The sequence below is a fragment of the Shewanella sp. GD04112 genome, from assembly GCF_029835735.1.
In the GTDB taxonomy this organism is placed as follows: Bacteria; Pseudomonadota; Gammaproteobacteria; order Enterobacterales; family Shewanellaceae; genus Shewanella.
Window position 1 is genome coordinate 99,403 of the sequence record NZ_JAOEAL010000001.1, and the last position, 22,488, is coordinate 121,890.

At 51.0% G+C, this 22,488-nt stretch carries 20 protein-coding genes and 1 tRNA gene; 15 read left to right on the plus strand and 6 right to left on the minus strand.

Translation table 11 applies throughout. The features are described 5' to 3' along the window. Nucleotides 1-102 precede the first annotated feature (102 nt). Together N7386_RS00470 and N7386_RS00475 are read left to right on the plus strand one after the other, a co-directional pair. Complete coding sequence (locus N7386_RS00470) at nt 103-681, plus strand: hypothetical protein (protein ID WP_279766737.1); 579 nt, start codon at nt 103-105, stop codon at nt 679-681. 331 nt (nt 682-1,012) lie between these two features. After that, a complete protein-coding gene (locus N7386_RS00475) occupies nt 1,013-1,297 on the plus strand; it encodes a hypothetical protein (RefSeq protein WP_279766738.1) in 285 nt (94 codons plus the stop codon). On the opposite strand, the gene N7386_RS00480 is transcribed toward N7386_RS00475, so the two are convergent. Beyond that, nucleotides 1,268-1,867, minus strand: a complete 600-nt coding sequence (locus N7386_RS00480) for a hypothetical protein (protein ID WP_279766739.1) — start codon at nt 1,865-1,867, stop codon at nt 1,268-1,270. The two genes, N7386_RS00475 and N7386_RS00480, sit on opposite strands and share 30 nt — an antisense overlap. A 237-nt stretch (nt 1,868-2,104) precedes the next feature. Here N7386_RS00480 and N7386_RS00485 point away from each other — a divergent pair, with 237 nt between their 5' ends. Continuing rightward, complete coding sequence (locus N7386_RS00485) at nt 2,105-2,533, plus strand: MarR family winged helix-turn-helix transcriptional regulator (RefSeq protein WP_279766740.1); 429 nt, start codon at nt 2,105-2,107, stop codon at nt 2,531-2,533. 34 nt (nt 2,534-2,567) lie between these two features. Further along, complete coding sequence (locus N7386_RS00490) at nt 2,568-3,320, plus strand: siderophore-interacting protein (RefSeq protein ID WP_089066638.1); 753 nt, start codon at nt 2,568-2,570, stop codon at nt 3,318-3,320. Nucleotides 3,321-3,386: 66 nt separating this feature from the next. On the opposite strand, the gene hutI is transcribed toward N7386_RS00490, so the two are convergent. Continuing rightward, nucleotides 3,387-4,613, minus strand: coding sequence for an imidazolonepropionase (gene hutI / locus N7386_RS00495; protein ID WP_011715377.1), 1,227 nt, complete (start codon nt 4,611-4,613; stop codon nt 3,387-3,389). A gap of 197 nt (nt 4,614-4,810) precedes the next feature. Between hutI and hutC the strand changes: the two genes are divergently transcribed. The 8 genes from hutC to selA all read left to right on the plus strand — a co-directional run bounded on the left by hutC (nt 4,811) and on the right by selA (nt 16,468). After that, nucleotides 4,811-5,518 carry a histidine utilization repressor gene (hutC, locus tag N7386_RS00500; RefSeq protein ID WP_011715378.1) on the plus strand — a complete coding sequence of 236 codons (708 nt, stop codon included), beginning with the start codon at nt 4,811-4,813 and terminating at the stop codon, nt 5,516-5,518. A 123-nt stretch (nt 5,519-5,641) separates the two neighbouring features. After that, the gene (hutU, locus tag N7386_RS00505) at nt 5,642-7,312 is read left to right on the plus strand and encodes a urocanate hydratase (protein ID WP_089066639.1); all 1,671 of its coding nucleotides are present in this window, start codon (nt 5,642-5,644) and stop codon (nt 7,310-7,312) included. A 49-nt stretch (nt 7,313-7,361) separates the two neighbouring features. After that, on the plus strand, nt 7,362-8,903 hold the full coding sequence (gene hutH, locus N7386_RS00510; RefSeq protein ID WP_089066640.1) for a histidine ammonia-lyase: 1,542 nt from the start codon (nt 7,362-7,364) through the stop codon (nt 8,901-8,903). A gap of 608 nt (nt 8,904-9,511) precedes the next feature. Further along, on the plus strand, nt 9,512-12,526 hold the full coding sequence (fdnG, locus tag N7386_RS00515; RefSeq protein ID WP_157705907.1) for a formate dehydrogenase-N subunit alpha: 3,015 nt from the start codon (nt 9,512-9,514) through the stop codon (nt 12,524-12,526). A gap of 2 nt (nt 12,527-12,528) precedes the next feature. Then, entirely contained in the window at nt 12,529-13,443 is a 915-nt protein-coding gene (gene fdxH / locus N7386_RS00520) for a formate dehydrogenase subunit beta (protein WP_023265886.1), read from the plus strand. Then, nucleotides 13,440-14,081, plus strand: a complete 642-nt coding sequence (locus tag N7386_RS00525) for a formate dehydrogenase subunit gamma (protein WP_011620938.1) — start codon at nt 13,440-13,442, stop codon at nt 14,079-14,081. Before fdxH ends, N7386_RS00525 begins: the two co-directional genes overlap by 4 nt. Then, complete coding sequence (fdhE, locus tag N7386_RS00530) at nt 14,081-14,989, plus strand: formate dehydrogenase accessory protein FdhE (protein ID WP_089066641.1); 909 nt, start codon at nt 14,081-14,083, stop codon at nt 14,987-14,989. The genes N7386_RS00525 and fdhE overlap by 1 nt, the downstream gene beginning before the upstream one ends. Before the next feature lie 57 nt (nt 14,990-15,046). Then, the gene (gene selA, locus N7386_RS00535) at nt 15,047-16,468 is read left to right on the plus strand and encodes an L-seryl-tRNA(Sec) selenium transferase (protein ID WP_279766741.1); all 1,422 of its coding nucleotides are present in this window, start codon (nt 15,047-15,049) and stop codon (nt 16,466-16,468) included. 152 nt (nt 16,469-16,620) lie between these two features. On the opposite strand, the gene N7386_RS00540 is transcribed toward selA, so the two are convergent. The 3 genes from N7386_RS00540 to N7386_RS00550 form a co-directional block, all read right to left on the minus strand. Continuing rightward, nucleotides 16,621-16,749, minus strand: a complete 129-nt coding sequence (locus N7386_RS00540; RefSeq protein WP_276207227.1) for a hypothetical protein — start codon at nt 16,747-16,749, stop codon at nt 16,621-16,623. A gap of 1,104 nt (nt 16,750-17,853) precedes the next feature. Continuing rightward, nucleotides 17,854-17,985: a hypothetical protein gene (locus N7386_RS00545; protein WP_276207228.1), complete on the minus strand. Its 132-nt coding sequence runs from the start codon at nt 17,983-17,985 to the stop codon at nt 17,854-17,856. Nucleotides 17,986-18,357: 372 nt separating this feature from the next. Next, nucleotides 18,358-18,452, minus strand: a tRNA-Sec gene (locus N7386_RS00550). A gap of 141 nt (nt 18,453-18,593) precedes the next feature. Here N7386_RS00550 and fdhD point away from each other — a divergent pair. From fdhD to yedF, 3 genes are all read left to right on the plus strand, one after another. Next, nucleotides 18,594-19,430: a formate dehydrogenase accessory sulfurtransferase FdhD gene (gene fdhD, locus N7386_RS00555; RefSeq protein ID WP_248968729.1), complete on the plus strand. Its 837-nt coding sequence runs from the start codon at nt 18,594-18,596 to the stop codon at nt 19,428-19,430. Between the two features lie 125 nt (nt 19,431-19,555). Further along, nucleotides 19,556-20,770, plus strand: a complete 1,215-nt coding sequence (gene yedE, locus N7386_RS00560; RefSeq protein ID WP_011620943.1) for a selenium metabolism membrane protein YedE/FdhT — start codon at nt 19,556-19,558, stop codon at nt 20,768-20,770. Continuing rightward, on the plus strand, nt 20,770-21,003 hold the full coding sequence (gene yedF, locus N7386_RS00565; RefSeq protein WP_011070517.1) for a sulfurtransferase-like selenium metabolism protein YedF: 234 nt from the start codon (nt 20,770-20,772) through the stop codon (nt 21,001-21,003). Before yedE ends, yedF begins: the two co-directional genes overlap by 1 nt. 61 nt (nt 21,004-21,064) lie before the next feature. Here yedF and N7386_RS00570 read toward each other — a convergent pair whose 3' ends face one another. Beyond that, the gene (locus tag N7386_RS00570) at nt 21,065-22,408 is read right to left on the minus strand and encodes a M48 family metallopeptidase (protein ID WP_089066643.1); all 1,344 of its coding nucleotides are present in this window, start codon (nt 22,406-22,408) and stop codon (nt 21,065-21,067) included. Between the last annotated feature and the right edge of the window lie 80 nt (nt 22,409-22,488).

The following is a 22,488-nucleotide window of genomic DNA, read 5'->3' on the forward strand; positions in this document are numbered from 1 at the left end:
TACTGCTTTAAATCGTTATTTGTTGCTAATTTGTTGACGGCTTAATGTATAAGTTGCTTAAATCTTATTGTTTTGGATGAGCGAGCAATAAAAGGACAAAAAATGGAAGTTATACAAAAGAGGGGAAAAAACAAACATACTTTTCGCTTAGGGCAAGAGCAGTTTGAATACGCCTATGAAGATGGATCAGCTAAAGGGGATGTTGAAGTTTATTACGGTGATTTACCCCTTAAACGTTCTGAGCAAACTGAGCAAAATGATTGGCTTAGAAACGTAGGTGTATTGTGGATCTTGCTTGGCCTGTTTCAAAGTGGCTATGGCAGTTTTACGCGAGGTGCCTTTTACTTTGACCCCATGTGGATATTTATTGGGGCCGCCTGCTTAACATGGGCACTAATGACCAAGGTTACTTATACTGTATTTAAAGCTGAGGGTGCTAATATCTTTATTATCAAAGACAAACATCATGATGTCTTGATTGAAGAGTTAATGGCGCGCCGTAAAGCACAGTTGGCCAATTGGTATGCTGATATCAACCCTGAGAATGAGTTGAATAATGAGATCAACAAATTCAAATGGCTAGTTAAGCAAGAAGTGCTAACGGAAGAAGAGTCAGAGCAAAAGATTAAAGAAGTTAAGTTTTATCATCAAGTTGATGATGAGCAAAGGGTTTTAAATTAAGCTTCTCTTCTGAGATTTTTTACTTATCCGCATGTCGTTAGGATGGCATTAATGGCATGGCTTAACTCACTGCGAAAAAGAGATGATTGCCTGCTCTATCAAGAGCGGGCGATCTTTTATCATAATCCTATTTCGGGCTGGCTCAGGTTATTAGTAGGTTTGGTTGGGGGGGGTAACTCCTCTGCTTCCGCTCGGGTATTTTCTATCTCATTGGCTGCAAATAGATTGGTCAAATCCTCCTGCTTTGTTGTTTCTCGGTATTCATACCTTGTTTTTGTGCCTGCTACCTACCGCGATTATGACACTCTCCCTCTGGTTTGCAGGCTTAGCCATGTCGATAGAGTTGCGGATTAATGCAGTGACGAATGAAGTTGTGCTAACGCGGCGCAACCTGATAACCCAGCAAGTAACCGTATATTCACTCGACCGAATTGAAATCACAAAGGTTGGATTGCCAGCACAAAATCCTGACTACGACCAACCTTTTGTCACCTTACAAATGCCTGATGGTTTAAAAGTCGATATCTGTAGTTTTATGCGGGACCATGAAGCGAAAGAATGCGCAGGCCGCATTAGCCAGTTTATTTCAGAGGCGAGGGCAACCACTCTCAAATAGGTAGCTTTCAAATGGATTCCCATCGACATAAAACAATAAAGCGCCTAATTCATATCTAACGGAGAAAGCATTGTTCATCATGGCCTCTGGGGCAGATAGGCAATACCATTGGGGCTCATCTCGCTGAGGTTGCTGCCATTCAGTGGTTAATTTTTGTGATTGGGCGATTAATTGCTGTCTTTGCGTTGTATCTGGGAAAAGTTGCTCCAAGGTATGGGACTGTATTTGCTGTCCTTGAGGATTAAAAATGCCAATATCTGGGCCAGTTTCTTCCGCAACATATTTACCTACGGTAATCACAAACCCATTGTCGTTTACTGCAAATTTGGCTGGTGCGAAGCGATAAGGCAGTGGATAGCGCTTGGAAAGCACATATCCAGACTGTTCATCCCAGATAAAAATACTCATTTGCGCTGACTCAGGTTTGTCTAAGGGAAATGAGCCAGAGTGGAGTCGCGCAATGACTCCTCCATCAGGGCTGACCATCACAATCGACTTAGGTACAGGCCATGAGCTAGCTAGGCTTTGGCTGGAAAAAATCAGTAGCAGCAAACTCAGTATCCTTAACATAACTATTCCATTTCGCACCTGTTAGCTTGTTTGTATTAACTTACAGGATTTTCCTTTGTAAATTCAATGATACTCAAGGTGAGTACTTTAGTCGCCCTTATCCTCTATCAAGCACGCTATGAGCTAATTGCTTAAGTCTACTCTCTGAGTAAAGGCTTTATCCAAAAAACGCAGTTAGTTGACATAGTCAATCAATCTTGATATTGTTGATAATGTCAACTATCTCGAGATGCCATTATGTCTACCACTTCCCTCGGTGAAACCTTGCACAGATTAGTGCATGCCTACAAAAAACAGCTGCGTGCGGATATTGCTGCGCAGCAGATTGAATTGCCTGTCACCCATATTCGGGTGCTCAAGGGGATTTGCCGTCACCCCGAGGCCACGGCGCAATCTATTGCCCTACGTATGCAGCGGGATAAAGCCCAAATTACGCGGGTGCTCAATGAGCTACAGCAGGCTGGTTATATCCTCAAGGTCGATAATCCTAAGGATGGTCGTAGTCAGTTGCTGAGACCGACGGCTCAGGGTGAGCAGTTGATGACGCAAATTATTGCCGCCGAAAAAGCCACCGTTGCCCATATGACCCAAGCGCTCAGTCAGGATGAAATTGCGGTGTTTATCCGTATTGCCAACCAGATCAGCGATAGCGTGGCGGAAAGCTAACGATTGAATGCCATTTATTTTTTGGAGTTTTAGTATGAACAGACCCGCCCCGCGCGAATTGACCGTGATAGGTAAAACCCAAGTCACGCCACATATGCTACGTATCACCTTAGGCGGCGATGGCTTCGCAGGTTTTCCCGCCGATCAAGAAAGCGCCTATATCAAATTACTGTTTCCGCAGCCGGGGGATGAGCGGCCATTAATGCGCACTTATACCATTCGTCAGCAGCGGATGAATGAAATCGATGTGGACTTTGTGCTGCACGATACCGATGGCCCCGCATCCCGTTGGGCAAAGTCGACCGAGATTGGGGATACCATCCAAATCGGTGGCCCCGGACTGAAAAAACTGATCAACTTAGATGCCGAATGGTTTTTATTGGCAGGGGATATGACGGCCTTGCCCGCCATCAGCGTGAACTTGGCGCAATTGCCAAGCAATGCAGTGGGTTACGCAGTGATTGAGGTGCTAAGTGAAGCCGATATTCAGCCCTTAGTGCATCCTCGCAATGTGCAACTGCATTGGGTGATTAATCCAGAGGCCGACCCAGAAGGTAAGCCCTTGGTCGAACGCATTGCTCAGTTGCCAAAACTCGAGGGACAAGGCGCCGTGTGGCTCGCCTGCGAATTTAGCAGTATGCGCGCCCTAAGAAAGCTGCTTAAGCAGACATACGACTTACCGAAAAGCCATTTTTATACATCAAGTTACTGGAAAATCGGCTGTAATGAAGGCGAGCATAAGCTGGTAAAACAACAAGATGAGCAGTTAGAAAATGGCGCTCAATAACCGCAGATATGATTGCTAAACAAGGCCGGCAGTATCCATGGCGACCTTGTTTAGCTGAACCGCTGATTATTGATGCACTAACTTACCGTTTTTCACCACATCCTTGCAGGGATTCACGCCGTAGCTATAGGCGAGTTGCGCTGGGGTGGCGATATCCCACAGACAGAAATCCGCCTGTTTACCAACCACTAAGCTGCCGACACTCTCTTCAATCCCAAGAGCCTTAGCGGCATTCAATGTTAAACCCGCAAGCGCTTCCTCTGGTGTTAAGCGGAATAGGGTGCAACCCATGTTCAGCATCAGCAGAGTCGAGCAGATGGGCGATGAGCCGGGATTAAAGTCGCTGGCGAGCACCATAGGCACACCGTATTGACGCAATAAGTCGATAGGCGGTTTTTGGGTTTCCCGCAAAAAGTAAAACGCGCCCGGTAACAGCACGGCGCAGGTGCCACTTTCACTTAGGGCCTTAACGCCAGCCTCATCTAAATATTCAATATGATCAACCGACTTAGCGCCTAAGCGTGCGGCTAATTCAGAGCCGCCCATATTGGATAATTGCTCGGCGTGCAGTTTGACTTGCAGGCCAGCCGCTTTGGCGGCGCTCAGCACGCGCTCGGTTTGCTCTAGGTTAAAGGCGATGTTTTCACAGAATACATCCACCGCATCGGCGAGGTTTTCGGCAATCACCGCAGGCAGCATCTTATTGATTATTAAGTCGACATAGCCGTCGCTATTGTCTTTAAACTCGGGCGGCACCGCATGGGCACCGAGGAAGGTGGTCTTCACATCCACATGGTGATGTTGGCCGAGTTCGCGGGCAACACGCAGGATTTTGAGTTCGGTTTCGGTATCTAAACCGTAGCCAGATTTAATCTCAACCGTAGTGACGCCTTCCTTTGCCAAGGCATTTAAACGCTGGCGTCCGAGATCAAATAACTCGGCTTCGTCGGCTTCACGGCAGGCGTTAACCGTGGAAATAATGCCGCCGCCAGCACGGGCGATTTCCTCGTAGGTAGCGCCCTTTAGGCGTAGCTCGAATTCGTTGGCACGATTACCGGCAAACACTAAATGGGTGTGGGCATCAATCAGCCCCGGAGTGATCCAACCGCCCTTGCCCCTGTAAACAGGAATGGACAACACATCGAAGGCGGGCAGCTCGCTGCGCGGGCCTAACCAGGCAATTTTACCGTCTTTTACTGCGATAGCTGCATTGGTAATTGCGCCGTAAGGTGCTGATATGGAAGGGTCCATTGTTGCTACGTTAACGTCTATCCAAACCTGATCCCAAGACATTGTTATCCCTCGCTGCGTTGGCTTTTTGGCCCCGCAAACTCTTTATTATCGAAAGTTATGTGAGCTAGCTTGTATTTACTTGTATATACAAGCTAGGATTGTAGCCGCAATTTTGAACGTTTGAAAGTGGCTCAGTGTTTTGGTGTGTGAGTACTTACCATGCCAAACCTAGGTAGATTTGATCTTGAGGAAGTGTTTTGGCTACGCCTAAGTTTGCAGAAATTAAGCAATATATCATTGGCTGTATCGAGTCTGGTGAGTGGGAAGAAAATGCCCGTGTCCCCTCGGAAAATCAGCTGGCCGAACTGTTTGTCTGTAGCCGTATGACGGCGCGTCGCGCCTTGACTGAGCTGACAGATAACGGCGTGCTTGAGCGTTCGCAGGGGCTGGGCACCTTTGTGGCCGGGCGAAAGTCGCAATCCTCCATGTTGGCGATCCGCAACATTGCCGACGAAATCAAAGACCGTGGTCATGGTTACAGTGTGCAGCAGTTAGCACTTAGACAAGTGAATGCCACCGCGCCTATCGCCATCGCACTGGCGCTGGAGCTCGGAAGTCCGGTGTTTCATTCGGTGTTAGTGCATTGCGAGCAGGGCGTGCCGCTGCAAGTCGAGGAGCGTTATGTGAATCCTGCCTTTGCGCCTGATTACTTAGAGCAGGACTTTAGCGAGCAGACACCCCATGAGTACCTGTCGCAGGTGGCTCCGCTGACCGAGGCGCACCACACCATCGAAGCCATTATTGCCAGTAGCGAATTGCAGCAGAGGTTAGCCATTCCGGCGACTGAGCCCTGTTTACAGATTTCACGCCGCACTTGGTCGCGCCAAGGGGTGGTGAGTTTTGCCAAATTGGTACACCCAGGTAGCCGCTTTAAGCTCGGCGGACACCTGACATTCAATAAATAACGTACGCAAACAGCGGTGAAGGCTTATGGCATTCATCCAATGTTTAGCGACAAAAACACAATAAAAACAATAGCACTTAGCCGAATGGCGAGTGAGTTCAACAGGTTGAAAGAGGACATCTCAATGGACAAGCGACACGACCCAAGCCGCCGCATTATTGCGCCCCATGGTAGCCAATTAAGCTGCAAAAGCTGGTTAACCGAAGCGCCAATGCGCATGTTAATGAACAACTTACATCCAGATGTGGCCGAGCGCCCAGAGGATTTAGTGGTTTACGGTGGTATCGGCCGCGCGGCACGCGACTGGGACTGCTACGACAAGATTATCGAAGTGCTAAAACGCCTCGAAGACGACGAAACCTTAATGGTGCAATCGGGTAAACCTGTGGGCGTATTCCGCACCCATGCAGATGCCCCGCGCGTGCTGATTGCTAATTCTAACCTAGTGCCACATTGGGCAAACTGGGAACACTTCAACGAGTTAGATAAGCAAGGTCTGGCGATGTATGGCCAGATGACCGCGGGTTCGTGGATTTATATCGGCACTCAGGGCATTGTCCAAGGTACCTACGAAACCTTCGTTGCCGTGGCAAAACAACACTTTGGCGGCGTGGCTGCCGGTAAGTGGATCCTCACCGGTGGTTTAGGTGGTATGGGCGGCGCGCAAACGCTGGCCGGTACTATGGCTGGCTTCTCTGTGCTTGCCTGTGAAGTGGATGAAACCCGTATCGATTTTCGTCTGCGTACCCGTTATGTGGATAAAAAGGCCACTTCATTAGACGAAGCCTTGGCGATGATCAACGACGCCAATGCCTCCGGCAAACCCGTTTCTGTCGGCCTGTTAGCGAACGCCGCCGATGTATTTGCCGAATTAGTAAAGCGTGGCATTACTCCTGACGTTGTCACCGACCAAACCTCTGCCCACGATCCGCTAAACGGCTATTTGCCACAGGGCTGGACCATGGCGCAAGCGGCTGACATGCGTAAAACCGATGAAGCCGCCGTCGTTAAAGCGGCTAAAGCCTCGATGGCGGTACAGGTACAAGCCATGCTGGATCTGCAAGCGGCAGGCGCTGCGACCTTAGACTATGGTAACAACATTCGCCAAATGGCCTTCGAAACTGGCGTTAAAAACGCGTTCGATTTCCCAGGTTTTGTGCCTGCTTATATTCGTCCACTCTTCTGCGAAGGTATCGGCCCGTTCCGTTGGGTGGCCCTATCTGGCGAACCTGAGGATATCTACAAGACCGACGCCAAAGTGAAGGAGCTGATCCCCGACAATCCACACCTGCACAACTGGTTAGATATGGCCCGTGAGCGTATCGCCTTCCAAGGTCTACCAGCGCGTATCTGCTGGGTGGGCTTAAAGGACCGTGCGCGTTTAGCCCAAGCCTTTAACGAGATGGTGAAAAACGGCGAGCTGTCGGCGCCCATCGTCATTGGTCGTGACCACTTAGACTCAGGTTCAGTCGCCAGCCCTAACCGTGAAACCGAGTCTATGATGGACGGTTCAGACGCAGTATCTGACTGGCCATTACTGAACGCATTGCTAAACACTGCCAGCGGCGCGACTTGGGTGTCGCTGCACCACGGTGGCGGTGTGGGCATGGGCTTTAGTCAACACTCGGGTGTAGTGATCGTGTGTGACGGTACTGAGGCCGCCGCTAAACGTGTTGGCCGCGTGCTGTGGAACGACCCTGCGACAGGCGTGATGCGCCATGCGGATGCGGGTTACGAGATCGCGAAAAACTGTGCAAAAGAGCAGGGCTTAGATCTGCCCATGCTTAAAGACTAACAATTCAACACAAACCGTGAAAAACAACGACAAGAATACGGATGTAAAAATGAAATCAGTCAATCATTTAGTATTAACGCCCGGCAGTTTAAGTCTGGCGCAATTGCGTGAAATCAGCCGCCATAAGCTGACACTTGAACTGGCGCCAGAGGCGATTACCGATATCAACACCAGCGCGCAAATCGTGCAAAAGGTGTTGGATGAAGGTCGCACCGTTTATGGCATCAACACAGGTTTTGGACTGCTGGCGAACACTAAGATTGCCCCGGAAGATCTGCAATTGCTGCAACGCTCTATCGTGTTATCCCACGCTGCGGGCACGGGCCAATACATGCAGGACGCCACAGTGCGCCTGATGATGGTGTTAAAAATCAACTCCTTAAGCCGTGGCTTCTCGGGAATCCGATTAGAAGTCATCAACTTCCTTATCAGCCTAGTGAACGCCGAGGTTTATCCTTGCGTGCCTGAAAAAGGTTCTGTGGGTGCCTCTGGCGACTTAGCGCCGTTAGCCCATATGTGTTTGCCGCTGTTGGGTGAGGGCGAGATGAGCTATCAAGGTCAGATTATTTCGGCCGCCGAAGGCTTAGAAATCGCCGGCCTAAAGCCAATCGATTTAGCCGCGAAGGAAGGCTTAGCCCTGCTCAATGGTACTCAGGCTTCTACTGCACTGGCGCTGGAAGGCTTGTTCCACGCTGAAGACTTGTTTGCTGCAAGCTCAGTGATTGGCGCCATGAGCGTCGAGGCAGCCATGGGTAGCCGCAGTCCGTTTGATCCACGCATTCATGCAGCCCGTGGTCAGAAAGGACAAATCGATGCGGCCATGGTGTTCCGTCATCTGCTGGGCGAAGAGTCTGAAATCAGCTTAAGCCACATCAACTGCGAGAAGGTGCAAGACCCTTACTCACTGCGCTGCCAACCACAGGTATTAGGTGCTTGCTTGACCCAAATCCGCCAAGCGGCCGAGGTGTTAGGCACAGAAGCCAACGGTGTGACCGATAACCCGTTGGTATTCCAAGATACTGGCGATATTATCTCCGGCGGTAACTTCCACGCCGAGCCCGTTGCTATGGCAGCCGATAACTTGGCGATTGCGATTGCCGAATTAGGCGCGATTGCAGAGCGTCGTATCGCGCTGCTAATCGACTCTAGCCTGTCTAAACTGCCACCTTTCCTGGTTAAAAACGGCGGGGTGAACTCGGGCTTTATGATCGCCCAAGTGACGGCGGCGGCATTGGCCTCTGAAAACAAAACCTACGCCCATCCAGCATCGGTCGACAGTTTACCAACCTCGGCCAACCAAGAAGACCATGTGTCTATGGCGACTTTTGCGGCGCGCCGTTTACGGGATATGAGCGAAAACACCCGTGGCGTATTAGCGGTTGAGTTATTGGCGGCCGCCCAAGGCTTGGACTTCCGCGCGCCATTAATGCCAAGCAAAGCAGTGGCGCAGGCGAAGGCCGAGCTACGCGAAGTGGTTGCCTACTATGATAAAGACAGATACTTTGCGCCGGATATCGATGCGGCAACGGATCTGCTTTATACCGCCAGCTTCAATGCTTACTTGCCCCAAGGCGTATTGCCGAGTCTGTAATGCACAGTCTTTGGTACCGATAACCCATCAGCGGGTGAAAAGTGCTGAAGCAAGCGACCAATAAAGTGAAAGGCATAGCGATTTGCTATGCCTTTTGTCTATCCTATGCGGCGATTTCGCTGTTTTTGCACTTTGTACTTTAGGTGTGTTTAACACCGCAGGATGAGTGCTTTTTTATCCAATCTTTACATTGTCAGCTTTGATGGCTGTCTATCCATCCAAAACCGGTAAATATGAGGTGTTTTTAACCATCTCTTATTTCATTTCGGCTTTAAATTCACACTCTATATAACCTTAATATGTCATTGTGAGACAAAATGCCCATTAAGTGGTGGACAAAATGTCTTTTGGTGTTTTTTGGATTTGTATCTTTATTTGTGTCGTTTCGCTGAAATTAAACTCTGAAAATATCAATTTAAAATCTATTTTTTGGTGGTTTGTTTTGTAGCTGGTGAATTGAGATCTCGATCTCATGTCATTATTTGTTATCTATTTTCACTTTAAGGATAATCTTAGATTAAGTGGGGGCTTTATTGACTCACTCAAACGATTGCAGCGTTACCACTGCAATTACCAAACTCATAACGACAAAAGTGTGAGAGAACGCTATGAACAGACGCCAGTTTTTTAAACTGTGTGCGGCCGGAGCGGCAACCTCAGCGATTTCAGCGCTGGGATTGATGTCCGAAAAGGCCTATGCAGCAGTGCGAGAGTTTAAGCTGATCGGAGCCAAAGAAACCCGTAACAACTGTCCGTATTGCTCGGTCGGTTGTGGCCTGCTGATGTACAGCCAAGGCAGTGGGGGCAAAAACTCTGAGCATGCTATTTTCCATATCGAGGGTGATGCCGATCATCCAGTAAACCGAGGTGCATTGTGCTCTAAAGGTGCGGGCCTTGTGGATTATGTTAACAGTCCACACCGCTTACAGTACCCAGAATATCGCGCCCCCGGCAGCAATAAGTGGGAACGGATCAGCTGGCATGATGCCTTTAAACGTATTGCTCGTTTAATGAAAGATGACCGTGATGCGAACCTGATTGAGAAAAACGCCGATGGCGTAACGGTTAACCGTTGGTTAACTACAGGGATGATGACCTCATCCGGTATGGCCAATGAAAGTGGCTTAGCGACACAAAAATTTGCGCGCGCTTTAGGCCTAGTGGCTATCGATACTATTGCACGTAACTGACACTCCCCAACGGTAGCAAGTCTTGCTCCAACATTTGGGCGCGGTGCCATGACCAACCACTGGATCGATATTAAAAATTCTAACGTAGTGATTATTATGGGCGGTAATGCCGCAGAAGCTCACCCTGTCGGATTCGGCTGGGTTACAGAAGCTATGCAGCATAACAATGCTAAGTTGATTGTGGTTGACCCACGTTTCAACCGCAGTGCGTCATTGGCAGATCACTATGCCCCAATCCGCTCAGGAACTGACATAGCATTCCTTCTGGGTGTGATTCGCTATTTGATTTCGACCAATCAAGTTAACTTCGATTATGTGAAAGCCTATACCAACGCCAGTTATCTGGTGCGGGATGATTTTGACTTCCATGACGGCCTATTCTCAGGCTTTGATGAAGCAAAAGGCGAGTACAACAAAGAATCCTGGTTCTACCAACTCGACGAAGACGGCTATGCCAAAGTGGATGAAACACTTGAGCACCCGCGTTGTGTGTGGAACTTACTCAAACAACACGTAGAACGTTATGATTTTGCAACGGTAAGTAATATCACTGGTACGCCAACAGCGGACTACCAAGTGGTATGTGACGCCATTGCGAGCACTCATACTAAAGATCGTGTGGCAACCTTTATGTATGCATTGGGCTGGACCCACCATAGTAAAGGTGCGCAGAACATCCGTTCTATGGCGATGATCCAGTTATTACTGGGCAACATTGGTCAGTTAGGCGGTGGTGTTAACGCATTGCGCGGTCACGCCAACGTTCAAGGTTCAACCGACATGGGGCTACTGGCCCAAAGTTTACCCGGTTACCTTAAACTGCCAAACGATAAAGAACCGACCTTAGCGGCTCACTTGGCGGCGAACACGCCTAAGCCATTGCGCCCAGGTCAAACCAACTACTGGCAAAACTATCCGAAGTTTTATGTGTCCCTGCTTAAAGCCTTCTGGGGTGAAAACGCGACGCCTGAAAACGAGTTCGGTTATCAGTGGTTACCTAAGTGGGATCAGATGTATGACTTCGGTAAGCATCTGGACATGATGTACCGTGGCAAAGTGAACGGTTGCATCGTGCAAGGGGTTAACGCCATTAACTCCATGCCTAACCGTAACAAGAACATCAAGGCGCTGAGTAACCTTAAGTACTTAGTCGTGCTTGATAACTTGTCATCGGAAACCGCCACCTTCTGGCAAAACGAACCCGGTTTTAACGAGGTCGATACCGCCAGTATTCAAACCGAAGTCTTCCGCCTACCTGCGACTGTGTTCGCAGAGGAAGAAGGTTCGATCGTTAACTCTGGCCGCTGGATGCAATGGCACTATAAAGGCGCTAATCCTCCAGGCGAAGCGATGTCGGACTCTGAGATTGTCTCTGGTCTGCTGCAGGAGCTAAAACACCTCTATCGCGAAGAGGGTGGCAAACTGCCAGAGCCCATTGAAGCGATTAACTGGAACTATATCGATCCGCACAACCCAAGCTCTATCGAACTGACGAAAGAGTTGAATGGTTACGATGTTGCGACCAAGCGTCAGATCAGCAGCTTTGCTGAACTGAAGGCCGATGGCAGTACCGCGAGTGCCTGTTGGATTTACGCGGGTTCTTGGACCGAAGCCGGTAACCAAATGGCTCGCCGCGACAACCATGACCCATCGGGTAAAGGTATTACGCCGGGCTGGGCCTTCGCATGGCCGCTTAACCGCCGCGTCCTCTACAACCGTGCCTCTTGTGATGTGAACGGTAAACCTTGGGATGAGCACCGTAAGATTGTCGAGTGGAAAGACGGCAAGTGGGAAGGGATAGACGTGCCCGACTTCAATGCCAAGTTGAATCCACAGGAAAGTGCGCATCCTTTCATTATGCAGGCTGACGGCGTGGGTCGTTTCTTCGCGCTCAAACTGCTGAAAGAAGGACCGTTCCCAGAGCATTACGAGCCGGTCGAATCGCCCATCGGCACCAACCCACTGCATCCCAATGTGGTGCACAGCCCTGTGCTGCGTTGGTTCGAAGGGGTGAAAGACACCATAGGTACTAAAGAGGAATACCCATACGCCTGTACCACTTACTCACTCACAGAACACTTTAACTTCTGGACGACACACTGCCGTTTAGCGGCGATTGCCATGCCAGAGACCTTTGTGGAAATGAATGAGCAATTGGCAGCAGAAAAAGGCATTAAGAATGGCGATTGGGTGAAAGTGAGCTCGAAACGTGGCCACATTCTCACCAAAGCCTTAGTGACTAAGCGTATGCGCCCATTGCAGGTCAATGGTCAAACGGTACACACACTCGGTATCCCACGTCACGGCAGCCATAACGCGCTAACACGTAAGGCCTATAGCTGTAACGTCCTTACCACTGAGATGGGTGATGCCAACACGGGTGTGCCTGAGTACAAAGCGTTCCTCGTGAATGTTGAAAAGGCGGAGGTCTGATAATGGCGACTCAAGATATCATTCAACGTTCCGGCACTTCGCAAGCGACTCCGCCTGCCCAGGCGAGAGTCGGTGGCGTGAAGCAAATTGCGAAGCTGTTTGACGCGACTAAGTGTAATGGTTGTAAAGCCTGTCAGGTCGCTTGTTCCGAATGGAATGACCTGCGTGAAGAGGTGGGTTCGTTCCAAGGGACTTATCAAAACCCAGCATCTCTGTCCCCAGAGTGCTGGACCCTGATGAAGTACAACGAGATCGAAGACCAAGGCAAATTACGTTGGCAGTTTACCCACAGTGCTTGTATGCACTGTGCGGATCCCGCCTGCTTAAAGGCCTGTTCTACCTCTGGCGCGATTGTTCAACATGCCAATGGCACTGTGGATTTCGATTCGGACAAATGTATTGGCTGTGGTTATTGTGCCAGTGCCTGTCCATTCGATATCCCGAAGATCAGCGCCGTCGACAACAAAGCCTACAAGTGCACTATGTGCTCTGACCGCTTGGCTGTTGGGCTTGAGCCTTCCTGCGTGAAGTCTTGTACCACAGGTGCGCTGCGTTTTGGCACGCGCGAAGACATGCTGTTCTCCGCCGAAAAGCGTGTTAACGAGCTGAAAGAACGTGGTTTTGCCAAGGCGGGACTCTACAACCCTGAGGGCGTAGGTGGCACAGGCATGCTGATGATATTGCACGATGTCACTCAGCCTGAAACCTACGAAATGCCAAAGGATCCGCAAATCCCATTGTCTGTCACCCTGTGGCAGGACTGGGTGAAACCACTGGGTACTGTCGGACTGCTTGCAACGGCGGCTGTGGCCTGCCTGCATAAGATCACCGTCGGTCGCAACATAGTGGAAGAGGACCAACCCGGCTATCAGCCGCCAGAGGACAAGGCGCAAGCGGAAGAGGAGGCCAAGAAATGAGCAAGCATAACAAGCAAGAAATGGTAGTGCGTCACAAACTGTTCGACCGCATCTGTCATTGGTTCATTGTGGCCGTGGGGCTAGTCACCTTTCTGACGGGCTTTTCCTTCTTCTATCCCTCCTTCCAATGGTTAGGCGCGATAGCGGGCACACCGCAATTGGCGAAGTTTATTCACCCAATTGCTGGCCTGATGATGTGTTTACCGCTGATGTTGATGTTGGTGCGTTATTACCACCACAACAAATGGGAAAAACACGATTTGGCTTGGATGCTCGCCATTAAGGACGTGATGTTCGAGAACGAGGACAAAATCCCGCCTATCGGCCATTACAACCCTGGTCAAAAAGTGCTGTTCCGTGCCTTTGTGCTGACTTCCATCACCTTAACCGTGACGGGATTCATCATGTGGCAACCCTACTTTGCACCTTACTTCTCGGCCACTGTGGTGGGCTGGGCGATCGTGCTACACGCCATTTGTGCCTTGATCATGTTGATGTTTGTGATGGTGCACTTTTGGATGGCGACCTGGGTGGAAGGTTCTATCACAGGCATGCTTTACGGCAAGGTCTCTAAGGCTTGGTGCCGTAAACATCATCCGCTGATGTTGGATGAACATTCGGACGTGGAGAAACATTAATGAGTCATACAGCCGAGATACCTATGGTCCCCGGCAGCGAATCGCCGCTGGAGCTTAAACCCTTAAAGGCGGTGGACCCTAAAACTGTGTATCACAGACGGGCGCAGCGTTTGTTGTCGTTGGCCAAGGACTCGCCGCTGGCCGACTACTTTGAGCTATGCCGCCGTGTGGTTGCGATTCAGGCCAGATTGGCGGCGGAGGCTGACTTCGGTCAGCTTCTCGCTTGGGGGAAAGATGAAGCGATTCCGCTTTCCCACTTGGGTTCAGAGGCAGATAGCTACTGGCAAGGACTGCTACAACAACTGTTAAGCGATCTGCTGCCGCAGGTGGATGAGGATATGGCGAGAGTGCTGCGGTTGTTGATGCAGCAATCTCCAGAGCAACTCACCTCCTGGGGCAGAGCATTGCGTCAGGGACATATGAGTGAAGTGCCCGCGCGCTTCAGTTTGTTTATCTGGGCGGCGATGGGGGTCTACTGGTCCCATTGGGCACCTATGGTGATTAAACGGATCGATCAACGCAAAGTCGTGCAGCAAAACCTATGCCCGATTTGCGGGTGTCATCCCGTGGCGAGCGTGATCGTCGACCAGCCGCGAGCGGGTCTGCGTTATCTGCATTGCAGTTTGTGCGAGAGCGAATGGCATTACATTCGCGCCCACTGCACTAGCTGTGGTCAGGATAAAGGGACGACGCTCTGGTCATTCGATGATGCCAAGGCGCAGGTGCGCATCGAGAGCTGCGACGAATGCCATGGTTACACCAAGATGCTGTTCGTCGAAAAGTCACCGCTGATGGATGTTGCGGCTGACGACTTAGCTACCCTGATGCTCGACAGTGAGCTAAATGCCAAGGGCTTTGGGGCGACTACGGTCAATCCATTGCTGCTGGCCCACGAAACTGAGCAATAACCAAAGTCGGGAAGGGCTCACCGAGTCCTTCCCCTTATATTTATCAAGATGATACAAATGATGACCCAAGTACCCGATACACCCCAAGCCCTGTACCGCGCGCTGCCGTCGATGGACAGTCTGCTCGCCGATGCGGCGTTAGCCCCTTTGCTGCAACGCTATGGTAAAGCAGCAGTAAAAGCGGCGCTGGATAGCCAGTTACGCACGGCGCGTGAGCTGATTGCCCAGGAGCGGCGCTTGCCCGCTTGGTGTGCTAACCCGGCGTTATTGAACGGATATTTGGTTGATCAATTGTCTAAGGACTATAGCCATAGTCTTAAGCCCGTGTGGAACCTCACGGGAACCATACTGCATACCAATCTTGGTCGCGCCCAGCAGTCTGAGGCGGCCATTCGTGCCGTGACCTCTGTGATGCGTTATCCCACGCCGCTGGAATTTGAATTAGCCGCCGGTGAGCGCGGCCATCGGGATAATGCCATTAGTGGGTTAATCCAGCGCCTAACAGGAGCTGAAGCCTGCTGTGTGGTGAATAATAACGCCGCCGCTGTGCTGCTGATGTTGTCGGCGGTCGCGGCGGGCAAAGAAGTGATTGTCTCCCGCGGTGAGCTGGTGGAAATCGGCGGCGCCTTTCGCATTCCAGACATTATGCGCCAAGCGGGTTGCACTTTAGTGGAAGTCGGCAGCACTAATCGTACTCACCTCAAAGACTATGAGCAGGCGATAACCGAAAATACCGCCGCCATTATGAAGGTGCACACCAGCAACTACCATATCAGTGGTTTTACCGCCTCGGTGGATGAGGCCAGATTAGGCCAACTCTGCCGCGAGCGTGGGGTCGCGCTGATCTCGGATCTTGGCAGTGGTTCACTCACCGACTTACGCCGTTTTGGCCTAAAACAAGAGCCGACGCCCCAAGCCATGTTGGCGGATGGGGTCGATCTGGTCAGCTTTTCTGGCGATAAACTCCTCGGCGGCCCGCAATCGGGTTTGATTGTCGGTAAACAGGCGCTCATTAATAAGCTTCAAAGTCATCCGCTAAAGCGTGCATTGCGTTGCGATAAGCTGATTCTCGCGGCGCTCGAGGCGACGCTGATCCATTATTTGAACCCCGAAACCTTGGATCGGGAACTGCCGATTATGGCTAAGTTTGCCCGCAGCCAAGCAGAGTTACGCCAAATCGGTGAGCGCCTGCAGCGCGCCTTAGCGCCGCTGTTTGCCCCGAGCTATGGCATCGAGTTAGTGGCGTGCCAAACCCAAGTCGGTAGCGGCTCGCAGCCCGATACCTTTTTGCCCTCAATCGCCCTGTGCTTTAACGCGCAAGCGGGTGGCAGTCTCACGCTGCTCGAGCAGCATTTTAAGCAGGCGCAGCGGCCTGTGATTGGCCGAATGACCCAAGATCAACTTCGCCTCGACTTGCGCGGTATCGATGATGAGGCCGAATTATTGGCCGAACTCAGCACTTTAGGTGTGCAGCTATGATTATGGTCACCGCGGGCCACGTCGACCACGGCAAGAGCACGCTGATCCGTGCCTTGACGGGGATGAACACCGACAGGCTCCCCGAAGAAAAACGCCGTGGCATGACTATCGATCTTGGTTACGCCTTTATGCCACTGCGAGATGGCACTCGTTTAGCCTTTATCGATGTGCCCGGCCATGAAAAATTCATCAATAACATGCTGGTGGGCGTGAGTCATGTGCGCCACGCGCTGCTGGTGTTGGCCTGTGACGACGGCGTGATGCCGCAAACCCGCGAGCATCTGCAAATCCTTGCGCTTTTACCGCTCAATAGTTTGACCTTAGTGCTGACCAAGCGGGATTTGGTCGATGACCAAACCGCCGCCAAGTTGACCCTAGAAGGGATGGCGCTGCTTGCCGAATACGGTATCGAGGCCTGTGGCGTATTTGAGGTCTGCGCTAATGATGCAGGCGATGCGGGGGTAGAAACCCTTAAACAACATATTTTAGAGATCGCCGAGCAGCAATGGACCCAAGCGGAAGATGCCAGTAGCTTTAGGATGACGCTAGATCGCGCCTTTAGCGTTAAAGGCGCCGGCTGTGTGGTCACTGGCACTGTGATTAGCGGCAGTGTGTGTATCGGCGATAGCCTCTACAGCTCTGGGCAAAAAGCAAAATTACGGGTGCGCGGCATTCACTGCCAAGGGATGGAAGTCCATCGAGCACTCAGTGGCACTCGGGTCGCGTTGAATCTTACCGGTGTTGATAACCATAGGGCGCCCGCCCGCGGTGACTGGTTAAGCAGCCTGCCTCAGGCTGAGCTGTGCGCCAGACCCGTAGTGCAAATTCGCAGTTTTGAACCCTTAACCCATTGGCAAAATGTGCATTGTCACCACGGCGCCGACCATACCCTGGGTCGAGTGTCACTACTCGATGAAGCCGATGAGCAGGGGCATTATCTGGCCGAAATAGTGCTCGATAAGCCGCTGCTGCTATGTCAGGACGACCCGATAGTGCTCAGGCATATTGGCGGTAAGCAAACCCTGGGTGCAGGGCGAGTGCTGGCATTAAAAGTCCCCAATCGTAAGAAGCGTACGCCGGAGCGTGTCAGTAAGCTGCAACAGCTGGCCAAGCTCCCCAATCCGGTGAATGTGCTGGCGCTACTCGGCCAGAGTGAGGCGCTCAGTATTGATGAAATCCGTTGGCGTTGGCAGCTAACCGATGAAGGGCTGGCCGCCATGCTGGCGCAGGCGGGGCTGACTCGCCTCGGCGCCTATGGACTATCTACCCAGCTACTTGAGCAAGAAAAACAGCAGTTTATCGAGCTGTTACGTGAGTATCACCAACAGCATCCCGACCAACTAGGGCTGGGGCGTAATCGTCTGCAACGCATGAGCCACAGCATATTACCCAACGAGCTGGCCAATAAAGTGCTCGATAGCCTCTGCCAAGACGGTCAGATGGTGCTGCGCGGCGCCTTGCTGCAGTTGGCGGATCACAGAATTGTCCTCGATAGCGAGGCGCAGCGGTGTTGGCAACGCTTGGCCCCTTGGTTGGCGCTACAAACCTCGCCCGTGTGGGTAACTGAGATGGGGGAATATCTCGCACTCGAGCCCGCCAAACTCAGATTGCTGTGTTTTCAACTGGTGCAACAGGGCTTTATTACCGCGGTAGTGAAGGATAGGTATCTGCTGAGTGAGCAGTTGTGCCATTACGCCAATCTGGTGCGTGAACATGTGGAAACCCACGGCAAGCTCGAAACCGCAGAGTTTAAGGATCTGATTGGCCTAGGTCGTAAGGTCAGTATTCAGCTGTTGGAGTTTTTTGACCGCAGTGGTTTTACCCGTAGGAAGTATCGCAGTAACAGTCGGGAGATCCGGGATGGGGAACTGTTTTATTCCCATGAGAATTGGCGGAAGAACATAGGAGTCGAACCTACCCAGGACTGCTGGCAGCCCTACCCGGATTTGAAATCCGGACGCCTCACCGGAGACGACGTTCTTCCATTCGAAGACAGACCGATAGTAGAAAATGCTTAAACCTGAATCAAGCGCATTCGTATTTCGTTAGTCGCTTTGTGACTTGAGTCGAACTTTACTGGCAAACCAATTGTTTTTATTTGAATTAATGAGTTTAGAGGGTCGCTATGGAATATCATTCACACGCCGTGGTTACTGAAAGAAAGGTGACCCTTTTAGAGCAGGGACAGGCCTCCGAGTTAACCGATTATGTGGCTAACGAGGTACGAGTGGCGCTGGTGTATAACGGCATCGCCCACACTGTGATGCTCGCCAGCCCAGAAAATCTCGAAGAGTTCGCCATTGGCTTTACCTTGTCGGAGCGGATTGTTTCCCATGTGAATGAAATCAAAGGGGTGGATCTGGAGTTCACCCCCGAAGGCGTGCTCATTCAGGTGGAGATCACCCAAAGATGCTTTATGGAACTCAAGCAGCAGCGGCGCAATATGGCGGGGCGCACGGGCTGTGGACTCTGTGGTGTAGCGCAGCTAGAAGAGGCGGTTAAACCCGTTATCCGCGTCGACTCGGACGCCAGATTTAATATCGATCATCTGCAGCTTGCCCTTGAGCAGATCAAAGAGAATCAACATCACTTTAAGCTCACGGGTGCAACCCACGCCGCCATGGGTTTAGACGAGGAAGGACAAATCATCGCCGCCTTTGAGGACATAGGGCGGCACATTGCACTGGATAAATTAATCGGTGGATTTTCAATGCGTCAGGCAGAGCGACCTGTCGCCGTGTTGCTCACCAGCCGTGCCAGTTTCGAAATGGTGCAAAAGGCCGCTAGTGCCAATATCCAAATTCTGTTTGCTATGTCCGCCGTGACTTCACTGGCGTTGGAATTAGCAGAGAAAAGCAACATCACGCTTATCGGTTTTTGCCGTAATGGCAGAGCCACGCTCTACACCCATAGTTATCGACTGTTGGGGATAAATCGTGGCTGTTTAGCGAAAGCCATCTAAAGCGTGTCGCCACACAATTAAGATTCTTTAGCACCTTATTTTTAAGGGATTGTGCCTTGCTTGTGTGGCAACAGGTATAAGCCTTGTGCTTATTTTTTTATAGTCTCGTTCATTAGGGTAATGACATGACATGGCAACAATTTAAACAACAATATTTAGTCCGTTTTTGGGCTCCTATGCCTGCGGTTATCGCCGCTGGTATCCTTTCTACTTACTATTTTGGGTTAACTGGCACGTTTTGGGCGGTCACGGGTGAATTTACGCGCTGGGGCGGGCACTTACTGCAACTGGTAGGGGCAAATCCTGAAACTTGGGGTTATTTCAAAGTGATAGGTTTGCAGGGCTCGCCCTTAGACCGTATCGACGGCATGATGATCATCGGTATGTTTGGTGGTTGTATTGCGGCGGCGCTGTGGGCGAATAACGTTAAGCTGCGTATGCCACAGAGCCGTATCCGCATCGCTCAGGCACTTATCGGCGGCATTATTGCGGGCTTTGGTGCGCGTTTGGCGATGGGCTGTAACTTAGCGGCCTTCTTTACCGGGATCCCACAGTTTTCCTTACACGCATGGTTTTTTGCTCTCGCGACGGCGGCGGGCTCTTACTTTGGCGCGCGTTTTACCCTACTGCCCATGTTCCGCATTCCAGTGAAATTGAAGAAAGTCGATAAGGCGACGTCGGTTAAACAGGATGAAAACCAAGCCAGACGGCGGTTTCGTATCGGCATGTTAGTGTTTGCGGCCATTATCGGCTGGGGATTACTGACTATGTTCAACGCGCCTAAACTGGGTATCGCCATGCTCTGCGGCGTCGGTTTCGGCCTGTTGATTGAGCGGGCACAAATCTGCTTTACCTCGGCATTTCGCGATATGTGGATCACCGGACGCACCCATATGGCCAAGGCGATTATTCTCGGTATGGCGGTGAGTGCCATCGGGATTTATAGCTATGTGCAATTAGGTGTGCCGCCGAAAATTATGTGGGCTGGCCCGAATGCGGTGATTGGTGGTCTGCTGTTTGGCTTTGGCATTGTGCTGGCAGGTGGTTGTGAGACGGGTTGGATGTATCGCGCCGTCGAAGGCCAAGTGCATTTCTGGTGGGTTGGTTTAGGTAACGTGCTGGGTTCAACCCTGCTGGCCTATTACTGGGATGATTTAGCTCAGCCATTAGCCACAAGTTGGGACAAGGTTAACTTGCTCTCAAGCTTTGGCGATAAGGGCGGTTTATTGCTGACCTATCTGCTGCTGGCGCTGTCGTTTGCGGCCATGTTGCTGTGGGAAAAACGTTTCTTTGCCCGTAAGGCGAAGCGGGATGAACAACTGATCGCGGAGGCGGCGTAATGAGTCAATATATTCCAGATTATCAACTCGATATGGTGGGCGAGCCTTGCCCTTATCCTGCCGTGGCAACCCTTGAGGCCATGCCAACACTGAAACCGGGGGAGATATTAGAAGTGATCAGTGACTGCCCACAATCAATCAATAACATTCCACTCGATGCCAAGAATCATGGCTATAAAGTGCTAGAAATTGAGCAAAACGGGCCAACGATTCGTTATCTTATCCAGCGCTAATTGAACCATTCGAGGCCATCACGGCAAAGAAAAAGCGCTGCATTGGCAGCGCTTTTTGATCTTAGCCTTGGCAATCGGCAGGTAGATATTCGTCGGGAATACCGTTACTGCTACATACCCAAGTGACATTGTCTTGGTCGTCAACTTGGGGCGACAGATACACCTCATAACCTTGATAATCTCCTAAGGCTTCGCCGGCAACAAAACCAACAATCCCCTCGGAATAAAGGTTAAAGGTGGTTAGCTGCTCATCGCTAAAACCTAGCGGCTCTAACTCGGTTGGCCAGGCTTTATGGCTTTGGTAGTACTGAGCCAGCACCCCGGTAATCGGCGCTAATGATTGATGTAACTGGTCTATATGCTCGATTGCCAGTGCAGCATCGGGCACGTTAGCGGGCTCTGTGTTCATTTGCTGAGTACTGGTAGCGTAGTTGGCATCATCATAGTTAATGCTGGCTGCGCCCGCCTTCTCTTGGTATTCCTTATATGCGGGAATCGCGACCGCAGCGGCCACACCGATAATCGCGGCAAGGATGATAATCCCGCCGCCCGCCGTACCCATACGTGGCATAAACAGGCTAAATAGGTAGGCAAATACACTGCGAGAAGGCGCTGAATATACTTTACCTTGCGCGGTCGCTTGTACTCTTGCCATACGTTTTGTCAGCCATGGATAGCTGCTGTTCAGCTCATGGAAGGACATCCAAAATCCGCTCGACTCTTGGGTTTGGCGAATATATTGATCCACATTCATCCGTTTCCACTGCTCAACCCCAGCTGCTAATACGGCAACCGCATTGGTAGCCGAACGTAAGCTATTGCAGCAACGCAAGCCGTGTAAATCGCAGGTGTACTCGCAGGCGCGGGCGTAGGCGGCGCCTACTAACGGCAGCCAAGTAGCGAACACTAACAGTGGCTCTTTACCAATATGGTTACGGCGAATATGGCCAAGCTCATGGCCGATATAGAAGTTAAGGGCGTCTTTATCGGACTCGAGTGCATCCACAATCGAGGAGAACAGCACTATGTAGTTACGGCGCAGGAAGCGGGTGGCGAGGGCATTTAGCATACCATCGGCGGCTAACAGGTAGGCGCGGGGCGGTTCTTTCACCTCTAAACGCTCACAGCAGGCGAGGTATTGCTTGTGTAAGTCGGGGAACTGCTCAGGGCTGATTTCAACCGCAGTGCCCTTTAAATAGCTGATAAACGCCGAGTGGGTGAACAGATAAATGATAAAAAACATCAGCACATAAATCAGGGCGAGACCTTTGGTGGCTAAGATCAGCACGGCCCAAATCAGTCCCGAAATAATCGCTAAAATTGTAAACAGTGACTTTTCTTTCGAATAGACGGTATCGGCCATTTGAATGGGGTTGTCGTTCCCTGTACTAATCGCTTGTTCCATGTTGATCCTTTTCCTAGTGAAATAACAAAGCGGCGTGAAAATAGTCAATTTCACTAGGAAATTCAATCTCTATAACTGGA